The following is a 24,748-nucleotide window of genomic DNA, read 5'->3' as shown; positions in this document are numbered from 1 at the left end:
CTAGTAGTAGTTAAATACTGGACAGGCAGACGGAAGGAAACAGGAGGGTGTGCTATGCAACTAAGTATATTGCTGATGATCGTGCAGCTCTTTTTCGCGCTGGTCATCGGCGTTTATTTTTGGAATCTGCTGCGTGGACAGAAGACCAACAAGACGGCGGTGGACCGGGAATCGCGCAAGGAGCTGGATAAGCTGCGCAAGATGCGGATGATCTCTCTGACCAAGCCGCTCTCAGAAAAGACACGTCCGGCCTCCATCGATGATATCGTCGGACAGAAGGACGGGCTGCGCGCACTTAAGGCCGCGCTCTGCAGTGCCAATCCGCAGCATGTTATTATCTACGGACCGCCTGGTGTAGGCAAGACAGCCGCTGCGCGTGTGGTCATGGAGGAAGCGAAGAAGAACGCGCTGTCCCCGTTCAAGCGCGATGCCAAATTCACGGAGATCGATGCCACTACCGCCCGCTTCGATGAGCGCGGGATTGCCGATCCGCTCATCGGCTCGGTGCATGATCCAATCTATCAGGGTGCGGGGGCCATGGGGGTGGCCGGAGTTCCGCAGCCGAAGCCGGGAGCGGTAACCAAGGCGCATGGCGGGATTCTGTTCCTGGATGAGATCGGGGAGCTGCATCCGATTCAGATGAACAAGCTGCTGAAGGTGCTGGAGGACCGCAAGGTGCTGCTGGAGAGTGCGTACTATAATTCAGAAGACAGCAACACGCCGGCGTATATCCATGATATCTTCCAGAACGGCCTGCCCGCCGATTTCCGGCTGGTTGGTGCAACGACACGTTCGCCGGATGAAATCTCGCCTGCGCTCCGTTCGCGCTGCATGGAGATCTATTTCCGGCCGCTGCTGCCGGAGGAGATTGCGGTGATCGGACGGGATGCCGTCCAGAAGGTCGGGCTGAAGCCAAGCCCCGAAGCGGTGGAAGTGGTGCAGCAATATGCCACGAACGGCCGCGAGGCCGTGAATATGATCCAGCTGGCCGCCGGATTGGCCCTGACCGAAGGCCGGGATACCCTGAGTGCTGCCGAAGTGGAATGGGTCGCAGGCAGCAGTCAGCTGCCGCTGCGGACGGAGCGCAAGATTCCAACGTCTCCGCAGATCGGGCTGGTTAACGGCCTTGCCGTCTACGGGCCGGGCATGGGCACGCTGCTGGAGATTGAAGTCTCCGCCGCACCTGCTACTAATGGACAAGGCAGACTGAATATAACCGGTGTAGTTGATGAAGAAGAGCTGCGCGGCGGCTCACGGACGACCCGGCGCAAGAGTATGGCCAGAGGCTCCATCGAGAATGTGCTGACCGTACTGCGTACGATGAAGCTGGACCCGGACCACTACGACCTGCACATTAACTTCCCTGGCGGTACGCCGATTGACGGCCCGTCCGCCGGAGTAGCCATGGCGGTCGCTATCGTCTCCGCCATCCGGCAGCTGCCGGTGGATAACACGGTAGCGATTACCGGGGAGATCGGCATCCACGGCCGTGTGAAGCCGGTCGGCGGCGTGGTCGCCAAGGTCGAGGCCGCATTCCAGGCCGGTGCAACCACCGTGCTGATCCCTAAGGAGAACTGGCAGTCGCTGTTCGCCGACCTCGGTCCCCTGCGGGTCATCCCGATGGACACCGTCGAAGAAGTCTTCCGCCACCTGTTCGGTGCGGATACAGCGGACGTGAGAATGCCTGCCGTGTCGGGCGAGACCTTCTCTTCGGCGTCTTCCCTGCTGAAGGCGGATGCTTCGGGGGAGAGCTTGCCGGGATAGCAGCAGTCTATATGAAGAGGTCCCTCAGATCATATACTGGGGGACCTTTTTTTGCGAAATTTGCTGGAACGGTACCATCCTTTGGAGAATGGAAGAGCTGTTTCCACTTGTTCGTTATGTATTGATTCCTGAGCCTTACGGGCAGTAAGGACGCTATTTTAGCGAAAGGGGGACTTGGCACGGGGCTAACGGATCGGATGCAGCTAGACCGGAAATAGATGGATTTTCTACACTTGCTGAGGAACGAATGAACCCGGCGAGAACAGCAGTTGGATAAACAGCACTTAAATTATCGCCTTTCACTCAAACTAGCTAAATCACCCGAATTAAATGTAGTTTTTCCACTTGCTTGCTCCCGATCCGCCGAAATCAACAAATTAAGATACCTTTATCCACTTGCTTGTGGCATCAGTCCGTATCCTCGCGGCATCCTCCCCTTTTGTCCGCAGAATGTAGCTCATGGGGGTCCTCCCCCCGTAAAGTACTTGATTCACCGTCCAAGCTAAAACACGATTTTGCGGCCATTTCCACTTGTTCCCACCTGGTACAGGGATCAAGTTTCTTGAGAAGAAGTGCTGACATTCCTCCGCCTGAAATGATATAATGAATAGATCAGTGTGTGGAGATATTAGTCTTTTATAGACTAAAAATATATGTCTCAGGATACGTCTGCCATCTGAAATACTATTTTTATGGAGATGACGTACATGCACGGAGAAACAAGACTGCCCAGAAATACCAAAGAAGGTTTATTATTTTTATTGATTGTCTCAATTATTTCAGTCAATACCATTGCTCCTCTTATCGTAGGTTTGGAACTCGGATTCAGCAAGGAAATATATCTGGATACACTGAAGATCCTTCCATTCATGTGGGTAATCGTAGTTCTGCTGGTACGGCTGGTGGCCGGGCCTATTGTCCGTAAAGTGCTGCCGAAATTCACAGGACAAACCGACGGATTTAATGCCAGGGTTCTCCTGAATATTATTTTGAATGTTACAGTATTATCAATTTCAATGTCGGTTATCGGCACATGGGTTGGAACGGGACATGTAAGTCTGGAGCCCGTCAGAAACTTCCTTCATATCTGGCCAAGGAACTTTGGGATAGCCTTCTGGATTGAACTGCTGGTTGCGCAGCCGATCGCAAGATTGGCAATGAAGAGCTTGCATGCAAGACAGGACCGTAAGGCACAAAGTGTAAATGCGTGATCAGGGCTAATCGTCCAAAATAACAATACATTCGGGGAACGTCCATGCCGGGCGTTCTTTTCTTTTAATGGATCAGGCACCCTTTAAGTAAAGGCAACGGCATAGTACACTTAAGTTTAGCGAATACTAAAAGACGACTGCGCCACAGCATTTGCCGCGGCACAAGGCTTGTTGGTGTTTTCATGCCGCTTTTGTTAGAATGAATGCATATGACACTACTTATGAACCATGGGAGGTGCGAAAGCGATGATACAAAGCAAATCGAAAGGTCGTCGTTTTCCTTTATTACCGCTTAGAGGTCTTCTTGTATATCCCAGCATGGTTCTGCATTTAGATGTAGGCCGCGAGAAGTCAGTCCGGGCACTGGAAAAAGCTATGGTTGAAGATAACCTGATTCTCCTCTGCTCCCAGTCGGAAGTGAATATAGAGGAACCGGGACAAGAAGATATTTTCCGGGTGGGTACAGTTGCGAATGTGCGGCAGATGCTGAAGCTTCCCAACGGCACGATCCGAGTGCTGGTGGAGGGCGTAGAGCGTGCCGAGATTATTCATTATACGGATAACGAGGAGTACTATGAGGTAATGGCGCGTGAGCTGCCGGAGCAGGAGGATGTCGATCAGGAGAGCGATGCCCTGATGCGTACCGTACTGAGCCAGTTCGAACACTACATCACCTTGTCGAAGAAGGTTACTCCCGAGACGCTGGCCGCTGTCTCCGATATTGAAGAGCCGGGCCGGCTGGCCGACGTGATCACCAGTCATTTGGCGCTGAAGATTAAGGAGAAGCAGGAGATTCTGGAGACCATTGACGTCAGCAAACGTCTGGAGAAGCTGCTCGATATCCTCAATAATGAGCGTGAAGTGCTGGAGCTGGAACGCAAGATCAGCCAGCGCGTGAAGAAACAGATGGAGAAGACCCAGAAGGAGTATTACCTGCGCGAACAGATGAAAGCGATCCAGAAGGAGCTTGGCGAGAAGGAAGGCCGGGCAGGCGAAGCGGATGAGCTGCGCGCCCAGATGGAAGAGAAGAATCTGCCGGAGCGTGTGCAGGAGAAGATCGAGAAGGAAATCGACCGTCTGGAGAAAATGCCGGCAAGCTCGGCCGAAGGCAGCGTCATCCGCAACTATGTGGATTGGCTGCTGGGTCTGCCGTGGAGCGAAGCAACCGAAGATGATCTGGATATCAAGAAGGCGGAGCAGGTGCTGGATGCAGACCACTACGGTCTGGAGAAGCCGAAGGAACGCGTACTGGAATATCTGGCTGTACAGAAGCTGGTCAAGAGTCTGAAAGGGCCGATTCTGTGTCTGGTAGGTCCTCCGGGTGTCGGCAAAACCTCGCTCGCCCGGTCCATCGCCCGTTCGCTGAACCGTAAGTTTGTCCGCATCTCGCTGGGCGGCGTGCGGGATGAAGCGGAGATCCGTGGTCACCGCCGTACCTATGTCGGGGCTATGCCGGGGCGTATTATCCAGGGGATGAAGACTGCGGGCAGTATCAACCCGGTCTTCCTGCTGGATGAGATCGACAAGATGGCAGCGGACTTCCGCGGCGATCCGTCGGCGGCTCTGCTGGAGGTGCTTGACCCAGAACAGAACAATACGTTCAGCGATCACTTCGTAGAGCTGCCGTTCGATCTGTCGAATGTCATGTTCGTCACAACAGCGAATGCCGTGCATAATATTCCGCGCCCGTTACTGGACCGGATGGAGATGCTGTTCATTCCCGGCTATACGGAGCTGGAGAAGCTGCAGATTGCCAGCCGCTATCTGCTGCCGAAGCAGCGCAAGAGTCATGGCTTGGAAGATGAGCAATTATCCATTGAGGATGATACACTGCTGAAGATTGTCCGCGAGTACACACGGGAATCCGGAGTGCGGAATTTGGAGCAGCAGATTGCTGCCCTGTGCCGCAAAGCCGCCAAGCAGATTGTCTCGGAAGAGAAGGAACGCGTAAGCATTCTTCCGGAAGAGATTAAGGATTATCTGGGCGCTTCGAAGTACCGCTATGGAATGGCGGAGCTGGAGGATCAGATCGGCACCGTAACCGGGCTGGCCTGGACCGAGGTTGGCGGCGACACGCTGCTGATCGAAGTAACGGTTGTACAGGGTACGGGCAAGCTGACGCTGACCGGACAGCTGGGTGATGTGATGAAGGAATCGGCGCAGGCCGCCTTCAGCTATACCCGCTCTAAGGCGGAGGAGCTGGGACTGGCACCGGATTTCCATGAGAAGAACGATATTCATATCCACATTCCCGAAGGTGCGATTCCCAAAGACGGTCCGTCTGCAGGGATTACAATTGCAACAGCACTGATCTCCGCCCTGACGAAACGTTATGTCTCGAAGACTGTAGCGATGACCGGCGAGATTACGCTGCGCGGGCGTGTGCTGCCGATCGGAGGCCTCAAAGAGAAATCGCTGGCTGCCCATCGTGCAGGCTACAAGAAGATCCTCATCCCTAAGGACAACGAGCGTGACCTTAAGGATATTCCCGAGAGTGTCCTGAACGATGTGGAGTTTGTGCCGGTAGCCCATATGGATCAGGTGCTGAAGCATGCACTTGTGGATCATGAGGCCGTCAGCGGCAGAGACACAGATACGGATACAGAAATAAGTATTGAAGCGCCAAGTAGTGTGCATTAGAAAGGAAGTCCTATGAAAGTTAACAATGCCGAATTTGTGATCAGTGCCGTGGGCCCTGATCAATACCCTGAGGATGCCTTGCCGGAGATTGCTCTGGCAGGGCGCTCCAATGTAGGGAAGTCATCTCTGATTAACCGTATGATTAACCGCAAGAATCTCGCCCGCACCAGTTCTACACCGGGTAAGACGCAGCATATGAACTATTATCGTATTAATGAAAGTATGTATTTCGTCGACTTTCCGGGTTACGGCTACGCCAAGGTCTCCAAGACGCAGCGCGCCTCCTGGGGCAAAATGGTTGAGAAATACATGTCCGAGCGTGAAACGCTGAAGATGGTCCTGCTCGTTGTAGACCTTCGTCATCCGCCAACCGGCAATGACAAGATGATGTTCGACTGGCTGAAGCACTATGATCTGCCGCTCTGTGTAGTGGCAACCAAGGCGGATAAGATTCCGAAGACCCGCTGGCCGAAGCATATCAAAGTGATGAAGCAGGAGCTCGGTGTGCTGCCGGGTGATAACTTCATTGCCTATTCTTCAGAGATTGGACTTGGCAAAGACGAACTATGGGAACTTATCGATAGACATACTCTTCCTACCGAAGAAGAACCTCCGGCAGAACCGGACGATCAGGATTCCGGGGATGAACCACAGCACGAAGACTCTTCTGAGACTTAAGGGTTTGTCATAGAATTGAGGGATGGTTATGGCTCAGCGTCTGGCTATGGAATATGTGAATGCAACAATGCAAATGACCGAATTTCAGCTGAACCAGTTTCTGCTTACCGCCGATACCAGCTATATCAGTCACCGTGTGAAGATTCTTGGCGCGGGTGAACAGGAGATTGTGCTGGAGGAGGCCGGGGGCGAGGAGGTACATCTGTCTTTTGAACGCAAAGGCGGCATCTATATTGGTTCCTTGTCCTGCAGGGTAGTGAATCCTCATCTGATCAATGCGGTCCGTAAGCTCTTCTTCATGTATAAGGGCACGGGAACCGTGAACCGGATTTATAAGGAATTAACCATGATGTATTACTATGAGGGTGGCTCGGTGCGCCGGATCTCGGAAGTGAGACCCGGTGGCACCAAGCTGATCTATCAGCATAAATATTCATTAGTAGAGATGATGTCTATTTACAAGCTGCAGACGGTAGAGCAGGAGATAGAGCAGGAGCGCCGGAAGATTAATAGACTGCTGGATCTCCGCAATACTTGTCAGCATGAAGAGGCTATCCGTGAAGTAGACGAACAGCTTAAGGTCGCAACTTATCGGCTGTTCCAATTAGAAGCTTAACGAAATTTATTTTAAAATTTAGCAATCATTTCCTAGTGAAATGGTTGTATTTTTTTACGTAAACTATACATATCTTCTCGAAAAGGACCGATAAACTACATATGATAGATATCCATAGCCACATTCTACCCTTCATGGATGACGGAGCCGCTGATGTTGACGCCGCTCTCGCCATGGCGCAAGACGCCAATAACGATGGTATTACAACTGTAATTGCCACCCCGCACCATGCTAACGGAGTTTATATGAATCCGGCTCCAGATATAGAAGCAGCTGTGCGGCTGCTGAATGAGAAGCTCCAAGAAGCGGGCAATCCCCTTCAGGTGCTGCCGGGCCAGGAGATTCGTATCTACGGCGATCTGCTGGATGATCTGGAGAAGGGACAACTGCTGACGCTTGCCGGCTCCAGGTACATCCTGCTGGAGATGCCCTCCTCGCGTGTGCCCCGCAACATGGAGGAGGTCTGCCATGAGCTGATCATTCAGGGCTATGTTCCGGTGATCGCCCACCCGGAGCGTAATGCCGAGGTTGCCGAGAATCCGTCCAAGCTGGAGCGGTTAACCGAACTGGGAGCACTGGGACAGCTGACGGCGCAGAGTCTTGCCGGGACCTTCGGGAGTAAGCTGCAGAAGCTGTCGATCGACTTGTGCCGGCGGGGGACTATACATGTGATTGCATCAGATGCCCATGATTCTAGTAATCGTCCGTTTGGTTTAAGCGAGGCTTACGAGGTTGTGAAGAAACATTTGGGAAATGAGACATTCGACTTTTTTCTACACAATGCGCGCGGAATTGTGGCTAACGAGGAGATAATTCGAGTTAATCCTGTTCAATCTAACAGCAAACTTCATAGATTGTTCGGATTTTTTTCTCGTAAAGGGTGACCTCTCAATGGATTAATGGTAGAATGGGTATTACTGGATTAACGCTCTATTATTTATAAAAATACATACAAAGAGGTGGATGACAAGTGACTTTGAAGAAAAAATTGGCAGTATCTACACTAGCAGTAAGCATGGCAGCGGCATCCGTTGCCGGATTGCCCCTAAGCAGTATTCTTGGACAATCTGGAATCGTGGGTACAGCTTCTGCAGCGAGTGCAAACTATGACGCTTTGAAAGCCCGTGCCAATCTGTTGTACGGCAAATTAAGTGATGCATCCAAGCAGACACTCCGTGAGTTCCGCGCAGAGCTCCAGTCGGTATCCCGTACCGAACTGGAAACTGCCCTTGCGCCGATTCTGGATCATGTGACTCTCACTTCTACAGAGAAGACAACATTGTTTGATTTCTATCTAGAGGTAGTAGGTTCTTACTACAATCCTGATGTAACAGCGATTACAGATATTCTGGAATCACCGAATTATTCTGCTTATCAGGCGCTGGTGAAGAATATTGGTGAACAAGCCGGTATTACAGATCTGACTGTCGGCAAAGTATATAATTTCATTTCTGTAGTTGAGCAGAAGGAAATTGCAGCCTTCAAAGGAGCAAACCTGGCGGATCTGTATGCAGCAGCCAAAAATCCAAGCAGCGCATTGGCAGTTCAAGCGAAGAATATTGCGCTCAATACTAATGTAGTAGCAGGAACAGATTACACACTGAAGGCTGCGCTTCTGGAACTTGGCGTTGATGCTAACCTCGTATCCACACTGAAGACTAATCTGGAAGCTATTCCATCTGTTACAAAGGCTAAAGACGCAGCAGTAATCCTTGCGGCCGCTTACTATGACGTTTATCTTAAGTCTGGTGCAGTTGTTGATCCTGGTACTGGTTCTGGCGGCGGCGGTAGCACGACAGTAACAACTCCGGTTGCGCCAACAGTAACAGCGGCAGGAATCTACGATGTGTCCAAGCTGGTTACTATTGTTGGAGATAAAGCTACCTTGAAGCTGGTGGATGCAGATGTATTGAAGGCATTTGATGCACTCGTTGCTTCAAGCACAGTTAAGACAGGTCTTACACTTACCCTGAACCTGGGTACAGTGAATGCTGCAACAGTGGAAGTTCCATTGTCCAAAGCAATCATCGATGCTGCCAAGGCTAAAGGTATTGCCAACATTGCGATTACCTTCAACGGCTTGACAGTAACAATTCCTGTAGGCCAATTCAGTGAAGCTGTTACACTTACAGCCTCTACAATTGCTGATTCTACAGTGACTTCGATTTCCAGCCTGAAGCTGGCATCCAGCGTATATGAATTTGATCTGACTGTAGGCGGCGTTGCAACAACAACCTTCCAGCAGCCAATCATCATTAAACTGCCGCTTAAGAATACAGAAGGATTGGATAAGGAGTTACTCTCCGTTACGAAGATTGTATACAGTGCTCTTCAATTCCAGGGTGGTGTTGTAGACGGTGAATATATCACTGAACCACGCGATACTTTCTCTTCCTACGCAGTAGTGGAGAACAAAGTAAGCTTCAAAGACGTTGCAAGTGTACAGGCTTGGGCTGGAAGACAAATTGCCGTTGTAGCTGCCAAGGGCGCAATTGAAGGCGTGGGTAACGGTAACTTTGCTCCGAAGAGCAATGTGACCCGTGCTGAATTCGCGAAGATGCTGATTCGTGCATTGAACCTGGAGAACAACTCCGCTAAGCAGAGCTTCAGTGATGTAAGCTCTACTTCCTGGTATGCTCCATATGTAGCTGTAGCTGCTGAGAAGGGGATCATCACCGGACGCAGCGCTGCACAATTCGATCCTAATGCAACCATTACCCGTGCAGAAATGGCGACTATGATCTCCCGTGCAGTTAAGTCGGTTAACCCTGCTGCCACTACTAGTGCAACTGCACTGGGTCAATTCTCCGATGCTGCTAAGATCAGTGCATCACTGAGAGACGGAGTGGCCTTCGCTGCCAGCAATAACCTGGTTATCGGCAACGCCGGTAAGTTCAATCCTAACAACACTGCTACCCGTGCAGAAGCAGCAGTTATTATCTACCGTACAATTAACTTCAAGTAAGTAAATAGTAAGTATGGAGAGCCTCCTCTCGTCTGTTAGAGAGGAGGCACTTTTTTAGAAATATAAGAATTTATATGCTATACGCTATAAATTATCCTTTTATTTCTCGCTGAAACGGTGCCGTCCTATAAATGGACGTCACAGGCGTTTCTGCTTGCTTAGGTGAAATATTACAGAAACAGCTTGGAGGGAAATTCACTTGTCAGCACAAGAATTGGATCTGCGCGATTATTTCCAGATTGTCAGGAAGAGACTGTGGATGATTGTCAGCATTGTTATCGTGGCATGTGTTCTTGCCGGGGTCTACAGCTTATACATCAAGAATCCGGTGTATGAGGCATCAACGAAGATTATTGTTAATCAGACACCTACTCAATCTACAGTAGGACAGCTGGATCTTAACCAGATTAATACGAATATTCAGCTTATTAATACGTACAAGGAAATTATTAAGACACCGGCAATCCTCGACGTTGTGGCTAAGAACTATCCGCAATTCGCTATTACTGCGGAGGAGATGCTGAAGAAGGTTAATGTTAGCTCCGTAAACAATACGCAGGTGATGACACTTGTCGTTCGAGATAATTCATATCAGAGAGCCGCAGAGATCGTGAATGCCATATCACTTGTGTTCAAGCAGGAGATTCCGAACCTGTTCAATGTGCAGAATGTATCCATCCTTAATGAAGCTAAGCTTAATCCGTCAGTTGCACCAGGACCGGTAGAGCCGAATGTGGTGATGAACCTTGCAATTGCCTTCATTGTGTCCTTGATGATCGGTCTGGGAATTGCCTTCTTGCTGGAATACTTAGATGATACGCTGAAGACAGAAGATGACATTAAGAAATACCTTGGACTGCCGACGATCGCCATGATTACACGGCTTGGACAAGAAGAAACGAAGACTACTGAACAGCAAGTACTGACGCAGTCCAGAAAGGCGGGGGAACTCGAACATGTCACAGCAGCCAAGTAAACAACGCCATCTAATTACCGTGACGAACCCGCGCTCGCCTGTATCTGAAGCTTTCCGGGCACTGCGCACGAATATTGATTTCTCTTCTATTGATGAACAGATTCAGATTATTATGGTCACTTCTTCCGGGCCGGAAGAAGGGAAGTCTACAGTGACAGCTAACCTTGCCGCTGCTTATGCTCAAGCGGATAAGAAGGTGCTGCTCATTGACGGTGACTTGCGTAAGCCTACGGCACACAAGACCTTCTCGCTAAGTAATCGTTACGGATTGTCTTCATTATTATCCCAGCAGGCTGAGCTGTCTGAGGTGATCCAAGAATCAGGAGTGAATAACCTCTCCTTAATGACTTCTGGGCCGATTCCGCCGAATCCGGCAGAGATGATGGCTTCCAACCGCATGAGCGCGGTTCTGCAGGAGCTGCGCCAGCTGTATGATGTCGTTTTAATTGATACACCGCCTCTATTGGCAGTTACAGATGCACAGATTGTGGCTTCCAAGAGCGATGGTGTCATTATGGTCGTGAGTTATGGCAAGGTGAAGCGTGATATTGCTGTTAAGGCGAAGGCAGGTCTGGACCGGGTAGGCGCAAGAATGCTGGGCGTAGTACTGAACAATGTTAAGCGTAAAGCCAGTGAAGGCTATTATTATTACTATTATGGCAATTAAGTATCCTATTGAAGAAAATTGTTATTTTTGGAGGCACTAAAAATGACAGCGAAAACCAGAGTATTGGTACTGTTTCTGATCGATATTGCGATTATATGGTTCAGTATCGTGACTTCCTATCTGTTCCGCTTCTATAACCATATTCCTGAGGAATATGTTGTACAGATGGTGGTGTACGGGCTGATCTCAACGGTCGCTATCGGAGGAAGCCTGGTCTATTTCGGACTGTACCGCCGAATGTGGCAGTATGCCAGCATAGGTGAGATTATATCTGTTCTCAAGGCTATTGTGGTAGGAGCCATACTCTCATACGCAGTAGCTTTTGTTATCCTGCCGCAGCGCGTGCCGCTCAGTATTGAAGTCCGGTCGATGGAAACGATACTGCTGCTGGTAGGGGGCGCCCGCTTCTTCTGGAGAGTGTTCCGTAACGACCGCTTCAACAATAAGGAGACGGAGGTTCATACCCTCATTGTTGGAGCTGGAGACTGCGGCATATTGATTGCCCGGGAGATGATGGGGCCTTCATTCGCAGATACACGGCTGATTGGGTTCATTGATGATAGTACAGATAAATATCACATGTCCATACTGGGTGTTCCTGTATTAGGGAACCGTTACGATATTCCGCGAATCGTGAAGGAACGGGAGATTCATGAGATTATTATTGCGATGCCTTCCGTCTCCAGAACAGAGATATCCGAGATTATTAATCTGGCTAAGGCTACAGGCGCGAAGCTGAAGATTATACCTGCACTTAATGACCTGATTGCTGGTAAGATCTCTGTCAAGAAGCTGCGGGATGTCAGTGTTGAAGATTTGCTGGGCCGTGAGCCGATTGTAGCCGACATGAACAGCATCTTGGGTTATGTTCACAACAAGACCGTACTTGTTACGGGAGCAGGCGGTTCAATCGGATCAGAGCTATGCCGCCAGATCTCTCCGTTTGCACCGGACAAGCTGATGATCCTTGGACACGGAGAGAACAGTATCTATACCATTGAGATGGAGCTGCGTAAGAGCTTCCCTTATCTGAATATTGTTACAATTATTGCCGATGTTCAAGACCGTGCAAGGCTGATGGATATATTCCAGAGCCATAAGCCGCAGGTTGTCTTTCATGCGGCAGCACATAAGCACGTTCCTCTGATGGAGCGTAATCCCTCCGAGGCGATTAAGAATAACGTCTTCGGCACACGTAATGTAGCGGACTGCGCAGACAAATACGGGGCAGAACGGTTTGTGCTGATCTCATCGGACAAGGCAGTGAATCCTACCAGTGTCATGGGTGCAACGAAGCGAATCGCGGAGATGTATGTTCAGAGTCTTAACGTCAATAGTCCAACCAAATTCTCGGCAGTACGCTTCGGTAACGTGCTAGGCAGCCGTGGCAGTGTGATTCCGGCCTTCAAGCAGCAGATTGCTGCGGGTGGTCCGGTTACGGTTACTCATCCTGAGATGGTCCGCTACTTCATGACGATTCCTGAAGCCGTGCAACTGGTGATTCAATCGGGTTCCTTCGCCAATGGAGGTGAAGTGTTTGTACTCGATATGGGTGAACCTGTGAAGATTCTAACCTTAGCCGAGGATTTAATTACATTGTCCGGTTATGAGCCTTACAAGGATATTGAGATTACCTTCTCAGGGATTCGTGAAGGCGAGAAGCTATATGAAGAACTGCTGACAGATGAAGAGAACCTGGGGTCTACACAACATGACCGGATCTTCATTGGCAGACCTAATGTCATTAGCCAGAGTCAGATGGAACTGGAATTCAAACGGCTAGAACGTGTAATTGCGGAAGATGGCGAAGCCATTCGTGAAGTGATTAATCAGATCGTGCCGATGCAGCCGGTGATTCAAGCGGCCATTAGCTAATTCGAACTTGGAGGTACCTGAAGTGAAAAGATGGAAGAAAGTATTGATCTGGACGCTGTCGGTTATCGTGGTGTTGGGAGTTGGCGGACTATTCGCTGCCAATTATGCTGTAGACAAGCTGATGAATTCTATGGCGGATGGATTTGATGTAGAGGCGGACGATACTGGTAATGTGCCTCAGGGGCAAGTTGTTGAGCCTACAGTAGCAGAGAGTGATCCGTCTGCGGAGCCAACCGATTCTGTTGATCCGACAACAACAACATCACCAGACAGCACTCCAGCTTCTACTGCTGCCGGAGAACAAACGGCTGTCAGTACCACTGAGCCAGCAGCTACTCCAGCTCCAGTGGCAGATAAGAATACGGATTCTAAGGATGGATATACCGCACAAGTTTCTACGGATAAAGCTAAAGAGATTCAGGATAGTGTGACTGTGAAGGATAAGGCGAATGTTGCAGCTATAGTGGCTGGGCAACTTAGTGTATCAGATATCAAGAGACTTCAAGAGTTGGCTAAGGGCGGTCTAACCATTGATGAGAAGCGGGAAGCACGCAGTATTATTCTCGGTAAAGTCTCCGAGGAACAATATAACGAACTCTCACAAGTAGCCAAGAAATACGGCGTTAGCCAAGGGAAGACACGTGATCAAATAATTGCTGAAGAAGAACAACTTAAAGCACAAGAAAAAGGAAGTGAATGATCTTGTTTAAGGTGAAAATTCCCGCAGCAGCTCTACTGACAGTAGCGTTAATAGGATCAGCACCCTTAACAGCATCGGCGCCTATATCGGCTTCAGCTGCTGTTGCTACTGTAACTGCTTCTACAGCAACTACAAAGGCTTCGAATACAATCAAAGTGCAGAATGCAGATGTGAAGTTACTCTTTGATGGTGTAGCTCTACAGCCACCAGCAGGACAGTATGTGTTTATGTACAATAACACTACCTATGTTCCTCTACGGTTCATGTCTTATGCACTGCAGAAGAGTGTGAGTTGGGATGCCAAGAATCTTAAGGTAACAGTGGCAGAGCCGAGCAGTTCGGAGTTGGTAGTTATTAAAGAATACTTGATGAATGCTACAACTAGTGCTTCTTTTACAAGTAAGAGTATTGCTCTGAACAATGTAAATGCAAGCTATGTATTTAGTGGGAATAATAAAGCTTTACCCAAAGGCCAATCCAGTTATCTGCTGAACGGTTCCATATATGTACCACTAAGATTCTTATCGGAATCCGTGGGGAATTCCATTAGCTGGGATCAGAAGACTAAGACAATTACTGCTAATTCTAAAGGTTATGAAGAAAAGAATACAAATGTGAATTCGAATGGCAACGGATCGGGCCCAACTGCCAGTGCTTCACCAACTCCGACTTCAACTAGCGAAGCAAGTGGTTCAGGTAAGCTTTCCTATGAAACGATTACTGGCGAAACGGAAGCTAAGTTGAATGCATTAAAGTCACAAAGTCAATCCACTCTAATGGGCATTGCTTTGGAATATGTGAATGCGAAAGATGAAACGGCTAAACAAAGTATTAAGGTTAGAGGAGTACAGCAACTTACTTCTTTTAAAGCCTCCTTTAATAGTATAGTCGCTGATGCTGAACAAAAACTAAACAATAACGGATATAGTACAGGTATTATCCAGCAGTATAGAGATGAGTTTGAATCACAGCTTCAATTAGGTGAAGATATTGCTGAGGGTATGGCAAATTAAATAGGAATTATTAACGAAAGTATAGTTCGCAACTATGGTAATGTAATCTTTACGATGATAGTTGCGAACTATAGTATCCTAAGGACATGGTGAGCGTATGAAGCCGTATATTTTTATTAAACAAACTTTAGACTTTGCATTGGCTCTAATTGGAATGCTCCTGTTATGGCCTTTTTTCTTGATTATCTCTATTCTGATCAAGTCTACATCTAGAGGTCCTATCTTATTTCGTCAAAAACGGTTAGGGAAGAATAAGAAAGAATTCTATATACTCAAGTTCAGAACAATGCGTACAGATACTCCGGCAGAAATGCCTACGCATCTGTTGCAAGATCCGGATTTTTTTATCACTAAAGTTGGAAAATTCCTTAGGAGGACAAGCTTGGACGAGCTTCCTCAAATTATAAATATTCTTAAGGGCGAAATGAGTATTATTGGCCCTCGTCCAGCGTTATGGAATCAATATGATCTGATTGCTGAACGTGATAAGTATGGAGCTAATGATATCAAGCCTGGCCTTACAGGGTGGGCGCAAATCAACGGGAGAGATGAACTGCCAATTGAAGTGAAGGCGAAGCTTGATGGGGAGTATGCTACACGTATCACCTTCAAATTTGATATCAAGGTGTTCTTCAAAACCTTATTAAGCGTTGTAAAGTCTGATGGTGTAAGAGAAGGCTCAAGTGAGCAAGAAGTAACATCGAACACCAAAGGAGTTACTCTATAAGATGAACAAGAAAAGGATATTGATTACTGGTAAAGGTAGTTATGTTGGGACTAGCTTCATGAAATGGGTAGAGCAGTGGCCTGAACAATACGATGTAGAAGAAATTTCGGTCAGGGGCGAGGAATGGAAACTTCATGATTTCTCGGTTTATGATGTTGTACTACACGTAGCTGGTATAGCACATGTATCTACTGATCCTTCTATGGAATCACAGTATTATAAGATTAATCGTGATTTGACGATAGAAGTTGCTAACAAGGCAAAAAACGAAAATGTAAAACAGTTTGTTTTTATGAGCAGTATGATAATCTATGGTCCAGATGGCAAGATTGGTGTAGATAAAATGATTTCACAGCATACTGTCCCTAATCCTATAGATTTTTATGGGAAAAGCAAGCTTGAAGCAGACAACGCTATTCAAGAGCTAAATAGTCCTCAATTCAAAGCGGTTTCTGTAAGAATACCTATGGTATATGGACCGAGTTGTAAAGGGAATTTTCCTAGATTGAAACTATTAGCTGGGAAACTGCCTGTATTTCCAGACATCCGAAATCAAAGAAGTATGATCTTTGTGAGTAATCTATGTGAATTCCTAAGAATAATAATCGAAAAAGAATTAGCAGGAGTGTTTTTTCCGCAAAATAAAGAGTATGTTTGCACAACCGAAATTATCAAAATTATGGCTTCCACATTGAATAAAAAAGTAAGACTAGTGAAGGTTTTCAATCCAATATTAAAAATTATGTCTAGTAAAATAAACTTTGTTAATAAAATATTTGGGAATAAAACTTATGATCAGGCGCTTATTCCACCGTTTGATTATTGTATAGTAGAATTTGAAGAATCTATAAAAATCAGCATGTAATTAGGTGGAGAATTTGATGAAGAAAAAAATTCTGTTATTAGGTAATCATGGATTTGTAATATATAACTTTCGGAAAGAATTAATACAAGAGCTTTTAAGGCAAGATTACGAGGTTCATATCTCTTTACCATATGATGAAAAAGTAGATACTATGGTTAGTTGGGGCTGTAAGTTCATTGAGACGAAAGTAGATAGACGAGGTACTAATCCCTTTGCGGATTTAAAATTGATACTTCATTATATGAAAATTCTTAAGACAATCAAGCCGGATGTTGTACTAACCTATACAATAAAACCAAATCTTTATGGCGGGCTAGCTTGTAGGTTATTGAAAATTCCATGTATAAATAATATCACTGGATTAGGAAGCGGTTTTGGACATAATTCTATGCTGAAAAACTTCCTGTCTCTACTTTACAAAGTGAGTCTGAAAAAATCATATTGCGTGTTCTTTCAAAATACTGAAGATCGGAATACATTGCTAAAAAGTGGAGTTATTAGAAGCAACCACGAGTTAATCCCTGGTTCAGGGGTTAACTTAAAAGAATTTATATATAAACCGTTTCCCCAGGAAGAACAGGATACGACTTTTATTTTTATTGGTAGAATTATGAAGGATAAAGGGATAGACCAATATCTAGAAGCAGCAAAAATAATAAAGAGAAAGTATCCAAAAACATTACTTAATGTTATAGGATTCATTGAAACTACCCATCCACACTACAACGAAATGATTAAAGAATACAGCGAACAAGGATACATAACTTATTGCGGATATCAATCAGATGTTAAACCCTTTATTGAACAATCGCATTGTATTATACAAGCCTCTCATGGTGGAGAGGGCCTATCAAATGTATTGTTAGAGACAGCCGCTACAGGTCGTGCATTAATTGCTTCTGATATCCCAGGCTGTAGAGAAACTATTAACGAGGAAAATAATGGATATACTTTCAAAGCAAAAGACACTGATGACTTAGTAATTAAAATGGAGAGATTTATCAATTTGTCATATGTAGAGAAAGTGCAAATGGGTAGAGAGTCTCGATTGAAAGTGGAAAAGGAATTTGATAGAAATATTGTGATAGGTGCATATCTGAACAAAATAACAGAAATATGTAAATAATTATTTATGATATGGAGTGTATAAAATGGCTAAAATTGCAGTAGTAGGAACTGGGTATGTTGGTCTAGTATCAGGAGCCATTCTCTCTGATTTTGGACATACCATCACTTGTGTTGACATAGATCAAGCGAAAATTGAAAATTTGAAAAATGGAATTATCCCTATTTTTGAACCGGGCCTTGATATAATTGTTAAAAAGAATTATGAGAATAAACGTCTTAATTTTACGACGGATATTAAAAGTGCAGTTGAAACTAATGATGTTATATTTATTGCAGTAGGTACTCCTCCGGCAGATGATGGTAGCGCCGATCTTCAATATGTTCTTTCAGTAGGTAAGAGTATAGCGACTTATATGAATGGTTATAAAGTTGTTGTTGATAAGTCAACTGTACCAATAGGAACAGGTCAGAAAGTTAAAAAAATGATTCGAGATACTCTTGGTCAAAGAGGATTTGAATACGACTTTGACATCGTTTCTAATCCTGAATTTCTTAGGGAAGGATCCGCAGTCCAAGATTTCACTCATCCAGATCGAGTAGTAATTGGTGCTGAGAGTGACCGTGCCTTTGAAATTATGAAAGAAGTATACAGGGTGCTATATATTAATGAGACGCCATTTGTAGAAACAAATATTGAAACTGCTGAAATGATTAAATATGCCTCTAATGCATTTCTTGCCATGAAGATTACTTTTATAAATGAAGTCGCTAATGTGTGTGAAAAGGTAGGAGCAGATGTTCAAAAAGTAGCAAAAGCCATGGGTCAAGATGGACGAATATCCCCTAAGTTTTTACATGCAGGTCCAGGGTATGGAGGAAGTTGTTTTCCGAAAGATACATTGGCATTAGCCCGAATTGCTCAGGATTGTGGAGAGCCAATTTCTTTAATTGAAGCTACTGTTCAAGCAAATGAAAGACAAAAGAAGAAAATGGTTGAAAAGATTGTAACTGCTATGGGGACAGTGGAAGGTAAAACGTTTGGTGTTTTAGGGGTAACTTTTAAACCGAATACAGATGATATGAGAGATGCGCCTTCCCTTGTGATTTTACCGGAACTAGTTAAATTGGGAGCAAAACTTAAAGTGTATGATCCTGAGGGCAGAAAAGAAGGGCCATGGAGATTAAAGGATATCGAATCTAATCTTGAATGGTGTGAGACTACTTATGATGCTATTGAAAATACTGATGCAATAATTCTACTTACCGAGTGGAATGAGTTCAGAAATCTTGAATTTGAGAAAATGAAAAAGTTAAATACTGGTGAATACTTCTTTGACCTTAGAAATATTTATAACAAAGAAATAATGTTGGATAAAGGGTTTAAATACTATGGAGTAGGGGTTTGAATATGCAATTAAAACCTGTAGATACTACAAAAACATATTTAGTTACAGGTGCAGCCGGATTTATTGGAATGCACTTATCATTGAGACTACTGGAATTAGGCTGCAAGGTTATTGGACTAGATAATTTAAATGATTATTACGATATCAATCTTAAACACAGTCGTTTAAGTTTATTGAACAAATATGATAATTTTACATTTCATAAGGCTGATTTAGTAGATAAACAGTATCTTGAAGATTTGTTTATGTCTACGAAAATTAATGTCGTGGTGAATTTGGCAGCGCAAGCAGGAGTGAGATACAGTTTAGAGAATCCAGACACTTATGTTCAATCTAATATTGTTGGTTTTTTAAATATTCTAGAATTATGCAGACATCATCAAGTAGAGCATTTGCTATATGCTTCTTCAAGTTCTGTATATGGCTCAAATACAAAAATTCCATTCTCAACTGAAGATAAGGTAGACAATCCAGTGAGTTTGTACGCTGCTACTAAGAAATCAAGTGAGCTTATGGCGCATACATATAGCCATCTATTCAACATGCCAACTACTGGTCTACGCTTCTTCACAGTATATGGACCATATGGAAGACCGGATATGGCTTATTACTCCTTTACTCAATCAATTATAGAAGGTAAACCAATAAAGGTATTTAATAATGGCGATATGTATCGTGATTTCACCTATATCGATGATATTATTGATGGAATTGTTCGTTTGATTGATAATTCTCCTGCATTGAATATGACACCTCCCTACAAAATTTACAACATAGGAAATAACAAACCGGAAAAACTACTGGATTTTATTGAAGCAATAGAAATAGCTGTTGGTAAAAAGGCGATTAAGGAATACTATCCTATGCAACCTGGTGATGTATATCAAACATACGCAGATGTTAGTGATTTAATTAGCGATGTGGGATTTAAACCGGATACACCAATACAAGAAGGGATTAATCGATTTGTTGAGTGGTGGTCGCTAAAATCGAACTAGCGGAGGATTATGATGTATGATTTATCTTACTATATTATTTAGAGTTGTATATAATTTTATTAGACTGAATTTTATTAAGTTGTTTCGCTATAATAAGTTTATCTTCACACCAATTCAGCTTTTATCCGTGAATACAAAAATAGACATTAGAGGTGGGAGTTCGAAATTCCATCTTTTGGGGAGAATTAATGCACGAAGAGACGTGACTTTCGCTATAAGAAATGGAAGTCTTGTAATTGGTAGAAATGTTTTTTTTAATAGTGGTTGTTCAATTACATGTCATGAAGATATAAAAATCGGTGATAATTGCCTATTCGGACCCAATGTACTTTTTTATGATCATGATCATATATATGGTCAAGGAAAACTGGTCAATACGGAAGGTTACACCAAAGCACCAATTGAGTTGGGTCAAAATATCTTCATTGGTGCTAATTCAATTATTTTAAAAGGAACAACGATTGGAGATAATTGTGTCATTGGAGCGGGTACAATTCTTAAAGGTAATATCCCTCCAAATAGTTTGGTTTATCAGAAAAAAGAGATAATCATTAATCCTATTGTTTAGTAGTTTTAAAAGTGTCAATACTTAAGGAGCTATAATATGAACGGTAGAAATGCTTTTATTAAATATTCCTTTTTCATTAATAGTTTAGTTTTTATTATTAAGTTTTTTCCCAGTAAGTTCAATAAATTCATATGGAATTCTATTCAAAATCTGCATGGGAAAATAGGAATAGGATTAAGATATTGTTTGCTTAAAGCTTCTATTAACACTTGTGGGGTTAATGTGTCAATTGGTCCATATGTAGAAATCAATAATTGGAAAGACTTATCGGTGGGGGATAATGTAAGTATTCACTCCCACTGCTATATTGAGGCTTTGGGTGGCGTTGAAATCGGAAATGATGTTTCAATTGCTCAAGCTTGCTCAATCTTTTCAGTGAATCATACATGGAAGGATCCTAATGTACCAATAAAATATAATGAAATTAATTTAGCAAAAGTAATCATAATGGATGATGTTTGGGTTGGAAGTAGTTGCAAAATATTGAGTGGAGTAACGATAGGTAAACGTTCAGTTATTGGAGCTGGTGCTGTAGTCACTAAAAATGTTGATGGTAATTCTTTGTACGGAGGCGTGCCAGCAAAAAAAATCAAATCTATTTAGTAGTATGGAGGTAAATTAAAGTGAAGATCAGTTTTTTTCATGATCATTGGCTTACAGAATCTAATAATATATATTACACTCCTGGCGGGTTACCCAAAACTGTTTGGAACACATATTTGGAAAATTTTGATGAGTTAGTCGTTTCTACGAGATGCAAGAAAGTGGAGAATGTTAATGGGGACAAACTAGCAGTATCAAGTCATGAAAAAGTGACATTTGCACCAATTTATAGCTATAGGAATGAAAAAGATGTGATTTTGAATTACAAAAAAATAAAAGAAGAAATTACTCAAGTTATAAAAAAAACTGATTGTGTAATTGTAAGATTACCTAGTGTTATAGGACTTATAGCTTGTAAAGAAGCTATTAAGTTGAGAAAACCAATTGCCGCTGAAGTGGTAGGCTGTGCTTGGGATTCATACTGGAATTATGGTTCCAAAATCGGGAAATTGATTGCTCCAATAATGTTTTTATTGAATCACTATTTTATAAGAAAAACGAGTCATGCAATTTATGTATCTGAGCAGTTTCTTCAAAAGAGATATCCGACACAGGGATTGCAATCTAGTTGTTCGGATGTGAATATTGAAGAGTTAACTCATGATATATTGGAAAACAGGATTTCTAAGATTGAAAAGATAGACAAAGATATTATTAATTTTGGATTAATCGGTTCTTTAAATGTAAACTATAAAGGTCATGAAACTGCTATTAAGGCACTTGCGAGTATCAAAGATATAATACCTCCTTTTAGACTCAGATTTTTGGGTGGTGGAGATAAAGCAAGATGGGAGCAAATGGCCATCGAACTGGATTTATTTAATATGATTGATTTTTGTGGAACCTTGCCCAATGGAAATCCTGTATTACAGTGGATGGATGACACGGATATATATCTCATTCCAAGTCTTCAGGAGGGGTTACCACGAGCATTAGTCGAAGCTATGAGTAGAGCTTGTCCTGCTTTGGGAGCTAGAACTGGTGGAATTCCTGAATTATTACCAAAAGAATTTTTGCATAAACCTAAGGATTGGAGAAAGTTAGCGGCAGATATTTTATCAATTGTCAATGATAAAGGAAGACTAGTCGAACTTGCTAGCTTGAATTTCCATAAATCTAAAGAGTTTGAAAGAGATACTTTATTAGAGAGAAAAATGAAATTCTGGTCTACATTCAAATCATATGTGGACAATTCTAAAAGGTCTTAATAGGAGAAAGATCTTTTTAATATTTGATTCTTTTAATTATGATGGATTGAGTGGGGTCGATAATTTGGAAAGTATTTTAATATTACTATCAACTTATAACGGTGCAAACTATTTAGAAACGCAACTTAAGAGTTTGTATTCTCAAAAAAATGTAAATATAAATATTCTTGTAAGAGACGATGGTTCGACTGATGGAACACATATGATTTTAGAACGATGGGAAAAACGAGGTCTCTTGTCTTGGTATACAGGTCGAAATCTAAAACCTGCCCTGAGTTTTATGGACTTAGTGTTTAGTGCCCCTCCATATAAATACTATGCTTTTTGTGATCAAGATGATGTTTGGGAGCCAGATAAACTGAATATTGCAATTGAAAGATTGAAAAAATTACCAAATGACAAAGAAGCCCTTTACTGTAGTGCACTAAATATTGTTGATGAGCAATTGAAATTTTTAAAAATAAAAAAAATCGAAAATATCTATTCGTTGGGCGAAGCACTAATTAGAAATAATATTGTTGGATGTACAATGGTTCTTAATAAGAAACTTGTAGATAGTCTTAGAGAACATTTACCAAAGTATATAGAAATGCATGACTCATGGATATATAAAGTATGTTTAGTTATAGGAGGAAATATAATAGTAGATAATTTATCCTATATCAATTATAGACAGCATACTGGAAATGTAGTTGGTGCGAGAAATGGCTATATGAAAAAAATAAAGTTTAGAATAAAACTATTATTAACCAATAAAGAAAACAAAAGTTTAAAAACCTCAAAAGAATTACTAGACGGTTATAGTGAAAAGATTTCTATTAGTGATAGGGAACTATTGTTAAAGGTACTTCAATATAAAAATTCTATAAAAAGTAAATTATCCTTGATTAAAGATGATAGAATGAAATTTAAAAAAGTAAGACATAAAATATTCTTTTTAATAGATGTTTTTTTTGAAAGATTTTAGTTTACTACCTAGACAATTAAAGAATACTTCTTCGTATTTCCTTATAAATTCATAAAATAAATTTAGTACTAACTTTGAAAACTTTTAAACTGGATATATATGAATATTGTTGCGGAGGAAGAATTTATGGTTTATGCTTTATATTTTTCATGTTTATTAATGAATTTTTATTTCGCATTTCGAATTAGAAATTCAAAATTTGTAATCCTCACTACCTTAGTTTTTATAATTTTAGTTTTAGGTTGGAACACTGGAACATTAGATAACGTTAATTATATTCGACACTACACTAACATTAGTGTTGGAGTATATTCAAGTAACAAGTATGAATTTATGTTTGTTTGGTTGATGGAATTAGGCAATAAGTTAGGACTAGACTGGTTTATGTTCAAGCTTTTAATCGCATGTGCTTGTGTTCCGTTAGTTTATAACACTATAAATTTGTTTACCAAAAATTTAAGTTTTGTTTATTTCTTTTATTTACTACATGCATTTTTCATGGATGCAGAACAATTTAGGAATTTCATTGCTTTATCTATATTTATTTTTAGTATTAGATTTTTACTTAAAAAAAATAAAAAAAGTAAATTCTTGTACTTGATGTGTGTACTTTTAGCTGCATCGATTCATTCTTCGTTTATATTATTTTTACCTTTAGTTATTTTGGAAGGTGTTAATAAAAACAAATTTGTTAAAAGTATTGCTGCATTATCATTAATATTGTGTATACTTACATTTTTTAATGGTAACAGAATACCTGTAATTGATAATTTTATGGAGAATCTTGTCTTGGATAGTAATAATATTGAGAGATATCTGAATTCTTCAACAAGATTTGGTTTTGTAATCCCATTTCTTTTGCATATCCTTAATTTTATGACTATTTATATGGCGAAAAAATACAAAGACAGATTTCAAATAGGGAATACTAGACAAAATGAGTATATAAACTTGATTTTTTGGACAAATGTATTTATGTTTGTTTTTTTTCCTTTATTCATGAAATCAATTACTTTCTATAGGCTTACTCGTGATTTAAGTATATTAAACTTTATAGCCCTATCAATAGTCTATGATTGGCTGAAAAAAAATAACGAGCGTAAATCTATTTTTAATTTTGTGATATTTTTAAATGTTTTCATTTGGTTTACATATGACCTTTTAATAAGAGCTGATGAAATATTGATTCCAATTTTCAGAGATAATTTATATCTAAAATAATTATTGAGATTT

Annotated in this window: 22 protein-coding genes; all 22 read left to right on the top strand. The window is 42.7% G+C overall.

Annotated elements, in window-relative coordinates:
- Positions 1-54: 54 nt before the first annotated feature.
- The 22 genes from lonB to GC101_RS26725 all read left to right on the top strand — a co-directional run bounded on the left by lonB (position 55) and on the right by GC101_RS26725 (position 24,736).
- Complete coding sequence (gene lonB / locus GC101_RS26830) at positions 55-1,764, top strand: ATP-dependent protease LonB (RefSeq protein ID WP_171719823.1); 1,710 nt, start codon at positions 55-57, stop codon at positions 1,762-1,764.
- A 707-nt stretch (positions 1,765-2,471) separates the two neighbouring features.
- Complete coding sequence (locus GC101_RS26825) at positions 2,472-2,975, top strand: DUF2798 domain-containing protein (RefSeq protein WP_171719822.1); 504 nt, start codon at positions 2,472-2,474, stop codon at positions 2,973-2,975.
- A 246-nt stretch (positions 2,976-3,221) separates the two neighbouring features.
- Complete coding sequence (gene lon / locus GC101_RS26820; RefSeq protein ID WP_246354530.1) at positions 3,222-5,615, top strand: endopeptidase La; 2,394 nt, start codon at positions 3,222-3,224, stop codon at positions 5,613-5,615.
- Between the two features lie 12 nt (positions 5,616-5,627).
- Positions 5,628-6,293, top strand: coding sequence for a ribosome biogenesis GTP-binding protein YihA/YsxC (gene yihA, locus GC101_RS26815; RefSeq protein WP_039296666.1), 666 nt, complete (start codon positions 5,628-5,630; stop codon positions 6,291-6,293).
- Between the two features lie 28 nt (positions 6,294-6,321).
- Positions 6,322-6,909: a non-ribosomal peptide synthetase module gene (locus tag GC101_RS26810; RefSeq protein ID WP_171719820.1), complete on the top strand. Its 588-nt coding sequence runs from the start codon at positions 6,322-6,324 to the stop codon at positions 6,907-6,909.
- A gap of 101 nt (positions 6,910-7,010) precedes the next feature.
- On the top strand, positions 7,011-7,793 hold the full coding sequence (locus GC101_RS26805) for a tyrosine-protein phosphatase (RefSeq protein WP_171719819.1): 783 nt from the start codon (positions 7,011-7,013) through the stop codon (positions 7,791-7,793).
- Positions 7,794-7,879: 86 nt separating this feature from the next.
- Positions 7,880-9,874, top strand: a complete 1,995-nt coding sequence (locus tag GC101_RS26800; RefSeq protein WP_171719818.1) for an S-layer homology domain-containing protein — start codon at positions 7,880-7,882, stop codon at positions 9,872-9,874.
- 199 nt (positions 9,875-10,073) lie between these two features.
- Positions 10,074-10,850: a YveK family protein gene (locus GC101_RS26795; protein WP_171719817.1), complete on the top strand. Its 777-nt coding sequence runs from the start codon at positions 10,074-10,076 to the stop codon at positions 10,848-10,850.
- Positions 10,831-11,517: a CpsD/CapB family tyrosine-protein kinase gene (locus tag GC101_RS26790; protein WP_171719816.1), complete on the top strand. Its 687-nt coding sequence runs from the start codon at positions 10,831-10,833 to the stop codon at positions 11,515-11,517. Before GC101_RS26795 ends, GC101_RS26790 begins: the two co-directional genes overlap by 20 nt.
- Before the next feature lie 42 nt (positions 11,518-11,559).
- On the top strand, positions 11,560-13,392 hold the full coding sequence (locus GC101_RS26785; RefSeq protein ID WP_171719815.1) for a polysaccharide biosynthesis protein: 1,833 nt from the start codon (positions 11,560-11,562) through the stop codon (positions 13,390-13,392).
- Positions 13,393-13,414: 22 nt separating this feature from the next.
- Entirely contained in the window at positions 13,415-14,092 is a 678-nt protein-coding gene (locus tag GC101_RS26780) for a hypothetical protein (RefSeq protein WP_171719814.1), read from the top strand.
- 11 nt (positions 14,093-14,103) lie between these two features.
- Positions 14,104-15,105, top strand: coding sequence for a copper amine oxidase N-terminal domain-containing protein (locus GC101_RS26775; protein ID WP_343049833.1), 1,002 nt, complete (start codon positions 14,104-14,106; stop codon positions 15,103-15,105).
- A gap of 97 nt (positions 15,106-15,202) precedes the next feature.
- Complete coding sequence (locus tag GC101_RS26770) at positions 15,203-15,832, top strand: sugar transferase (protein WP_171719812.1); 630 nt, start codon at positions 15,203-15,205, stop codon at positions 15,830-15,832.
- 1 nt (position 15,833) lies between these two features.
- A complete protein-coding gene (locus GC101_RS26765; protein WP_171719811.1) occupies positions 15,834-16,697 on the top strand; it encodes an NAD-dependent epimerase/dehydratase family protein in 864 nt (287 codons plus the stop codon).
- Positions 16,698-16,713: 16 nt separating this feature from the next.
- On the top strand, positions 16,714-17,823 hold the full coding sequence (locus GC101_RS26760) for a glycosyltransferase family 4 protein (protein ID WP_171719810.1): 1,110 nt from the start codon (positions 16,714-16,716) through the stop codon (positions 17,821-17,823).
- A 25-nt stretch (positions 17,824-17,848) separates the two neighbouring features.
- The gene (locus GC101_RS26755; protein WP_171719809.1) at positions 17,849-19,171 is read left to right on the top strand and encodes a UDP-glucose dehydrogenase family protein; all 1,323 of its coding nucleotides are present in this window, start codon (positions 17,849-17,851) and stop codon (positions 19,169-19,171) included.
- Between the two features lie 2 nt (positions 19,172-19,173).
- Positions 19,174-20,169 (top strand): NAD-dependent epimerase, encoded by a 996-nt coding sequence (locus GC101_RS26750; protein ID WP_171719808.1) that lies wholly within the window; start codon positions 19,174-19,176, stop codon positions 20,167-20,169.
- Between the two features lie 16 nt (positions 20,170-20,185).
- Positions 20,186-20,737 (top strand): acyltransferase, encoded by a 552-nt coding sequence (locus GC101_RS26745; protein ID WP_171719807.1) that lies wholly within the window; start codon positions 20,186-20,188, stop codon positions 20,735-20,737.
- 36 nt (positions 20,738-20,773) lie between these two features.
- Complete coding sequence (locus tag GC101_RS26740) at positions 20,774-21,340, top strand: acyltransferase (RefSeq protein WP_171719806.1); 567 nt, start codon at positions 20,774-20,776, stop codon at positions 21,338-21,340.
- 20 nt (positions 21,341-21,360) lie between these two features.
- The gene (locus GC101_RS36810; RefSeq protein WP_171719805.1) at positions 21,361-22,548 is read left to right on the top strand and encodes a glycosyltransferase; all 1,188 of its coding nucleotides are present in this window, start codon (positions 21,361-21,363) and stop codon (positions 22,546-22,548) included.
- 64 nt (positions 22,549-22,612) lie between these two features.
- Positions 22,613-23,515 carry a glycosyltransferase gene (locus GC101_RS26730; protein WP_171719804.1) on the top strand — a complete coding sequence of 301 codons (903 nt, stop codon included), beginning with the start codon at positions 22,613-22,615 and terminating at the stop codon, positions 23,513-23,515.
- Positions 23,516-23,641: 126 nt separating this feature from the next.
- Positions 23,642-24,736 (top strand): EpsG family protein, encoded by a 1,095-nt coding sequence (locus GC101_RS26725; RefSeq protein ID WP_171719803.1) that lies wholly within the window; start codon positions 23,642-23,644, stop codon positions 24,734-24,736.
- Positions 24,737-24,748: the final 12 nt, after the last annotated feature.

Origin of the sequence: Paenibacillus phytohabitans (assembly GCF_013141775.1) — a bacterium.
GTDB lineage: Bacteria > Bacillota > Bacilli > Paenibacillales > Paenibacillaceae > Paenibacillus_AQ > Paenibacillus_AQ phytohabitans.
The sequence above is the reverse complement of the archived record's forward strand: the minus strand, read 5'-3'. Positions and strand labels throughout refer to the sequence as shown.

What these genes read in the sequence shown, in the direction of transcription:
- GC101_RS26765 (WP_171719811.1), top strand. Translation starts at nt 15,834, where the DNA reads ATGAACAAGAAAAGGATATTGATTACTGGTAAAGGTAGTTATGTTGGG.
- GC101_RS26785 (WP_171719815.1), top strand. Translation starts at nt 11,560, where the DNA reads ATGACAGCGAAAACCAGAGTATTGGTACTGTTTCTGATCGATATTGCG.
- GC101_RS26790 (WP_171719816.1), top strand. Translation starts at nt 10,831, where the DNA reads ATGTCACAGCAGCCAAGTAAACAACGCCATCTAATTACCGTGACGAAC.
- GC101_RS26805 (WP_171719819.1), top strand. Translation starts at nt 7,011, where the DNA reads ATGATAGATATCCATAGCCACATTCTACCCTTCATGGATGACGGAGCC.
- GC101_RS26810 (WP_171719820.1), top strand. Translation starts at nt 6,322, where the DNA reads ATGGCTCAGCGTCTGGCTATGGAATATGTGAATGCAACAATGCAAATG.
- GC101_RS26740 (WP_171719806.1), top strand. Translation starts at nt 20,774, where the DNA reads ATGAACGGTAGAAATGCTTTTATTAAATATTCCTTTTTCATTAATAGT.
- lonB (WP_171719823.1), top strand. Translation starts at nt 55, where the DNA reads ATGCAACTAAGTATATTGCTGATGATCGTGCAGCTCTTTTTCGCGCTG.
- GC101_RS26760 (WP_171719810.1), top strand. Translation starts at nt 16,714, where the DNA reads ATGAAGAAAAAAATTCTGTTATTAGGTAATCATGGATTTGTAATATAT.
- GC101_RS26755 (WP_171719809.1), top strand. Translation starts at nt 17,849, where the DNA reads ATGGCTAAAATTGCAGTAGTAGGAACTGGGTATGTTGGTCTAGTATCA.
- GC101_RS26750 (WP_171719808.1), top strand. Translation starts at nt 19,174, where the DNA reads ATGCAATTAAAACCTGTAGATACTACAAAAACATATTTAGTTACAGGT.
- GC101_RS26825 (WP_171719822.1), top strand. Translation starts at nt 2,472, where the DNA reads ATGCACGGAGAAACAAGACTGCCCAGAAATACCAAAGAAGGTTTATTA.
- GC101_RS26770 (WP_171719812.1), top strand. Translation starts at nt 15,203, where the DNA reads ATGAAGCCGTATATTTTTATTAAACAAACTTTAGACTTTGCATTGGCT.
- yihA (WP_039296666.1), top strand. Translation starts at nt 5,628, where the DNA reads ATGAAAGTTAACAATGCCGAATTTGTGATCAGTGCCGTGGGCCCTGAT.
- GC101_RS26725 (WP_171719803.1), top strand. Translation starts at nt 23,642, where the DNA reads ATGGTTTATGCTTTATATTTTTCATGTTTATTAATGAATTTTTATTTC.
- lon (WP_246354530.1), top strand. Translation starts at nt 3,222, where the DNA reads ATGATACAAAGCAAATCGAAAGGTCGTCGTTTTCCTTTATTACCGCTT.
- GC101_RS26745 (WP_171719807.1), top strand. Translation starts at nt 20,186, where the DNA reads ATGATTTATCTTACTATATTATTTAGAGTTGTATATAATTTTATTAGA.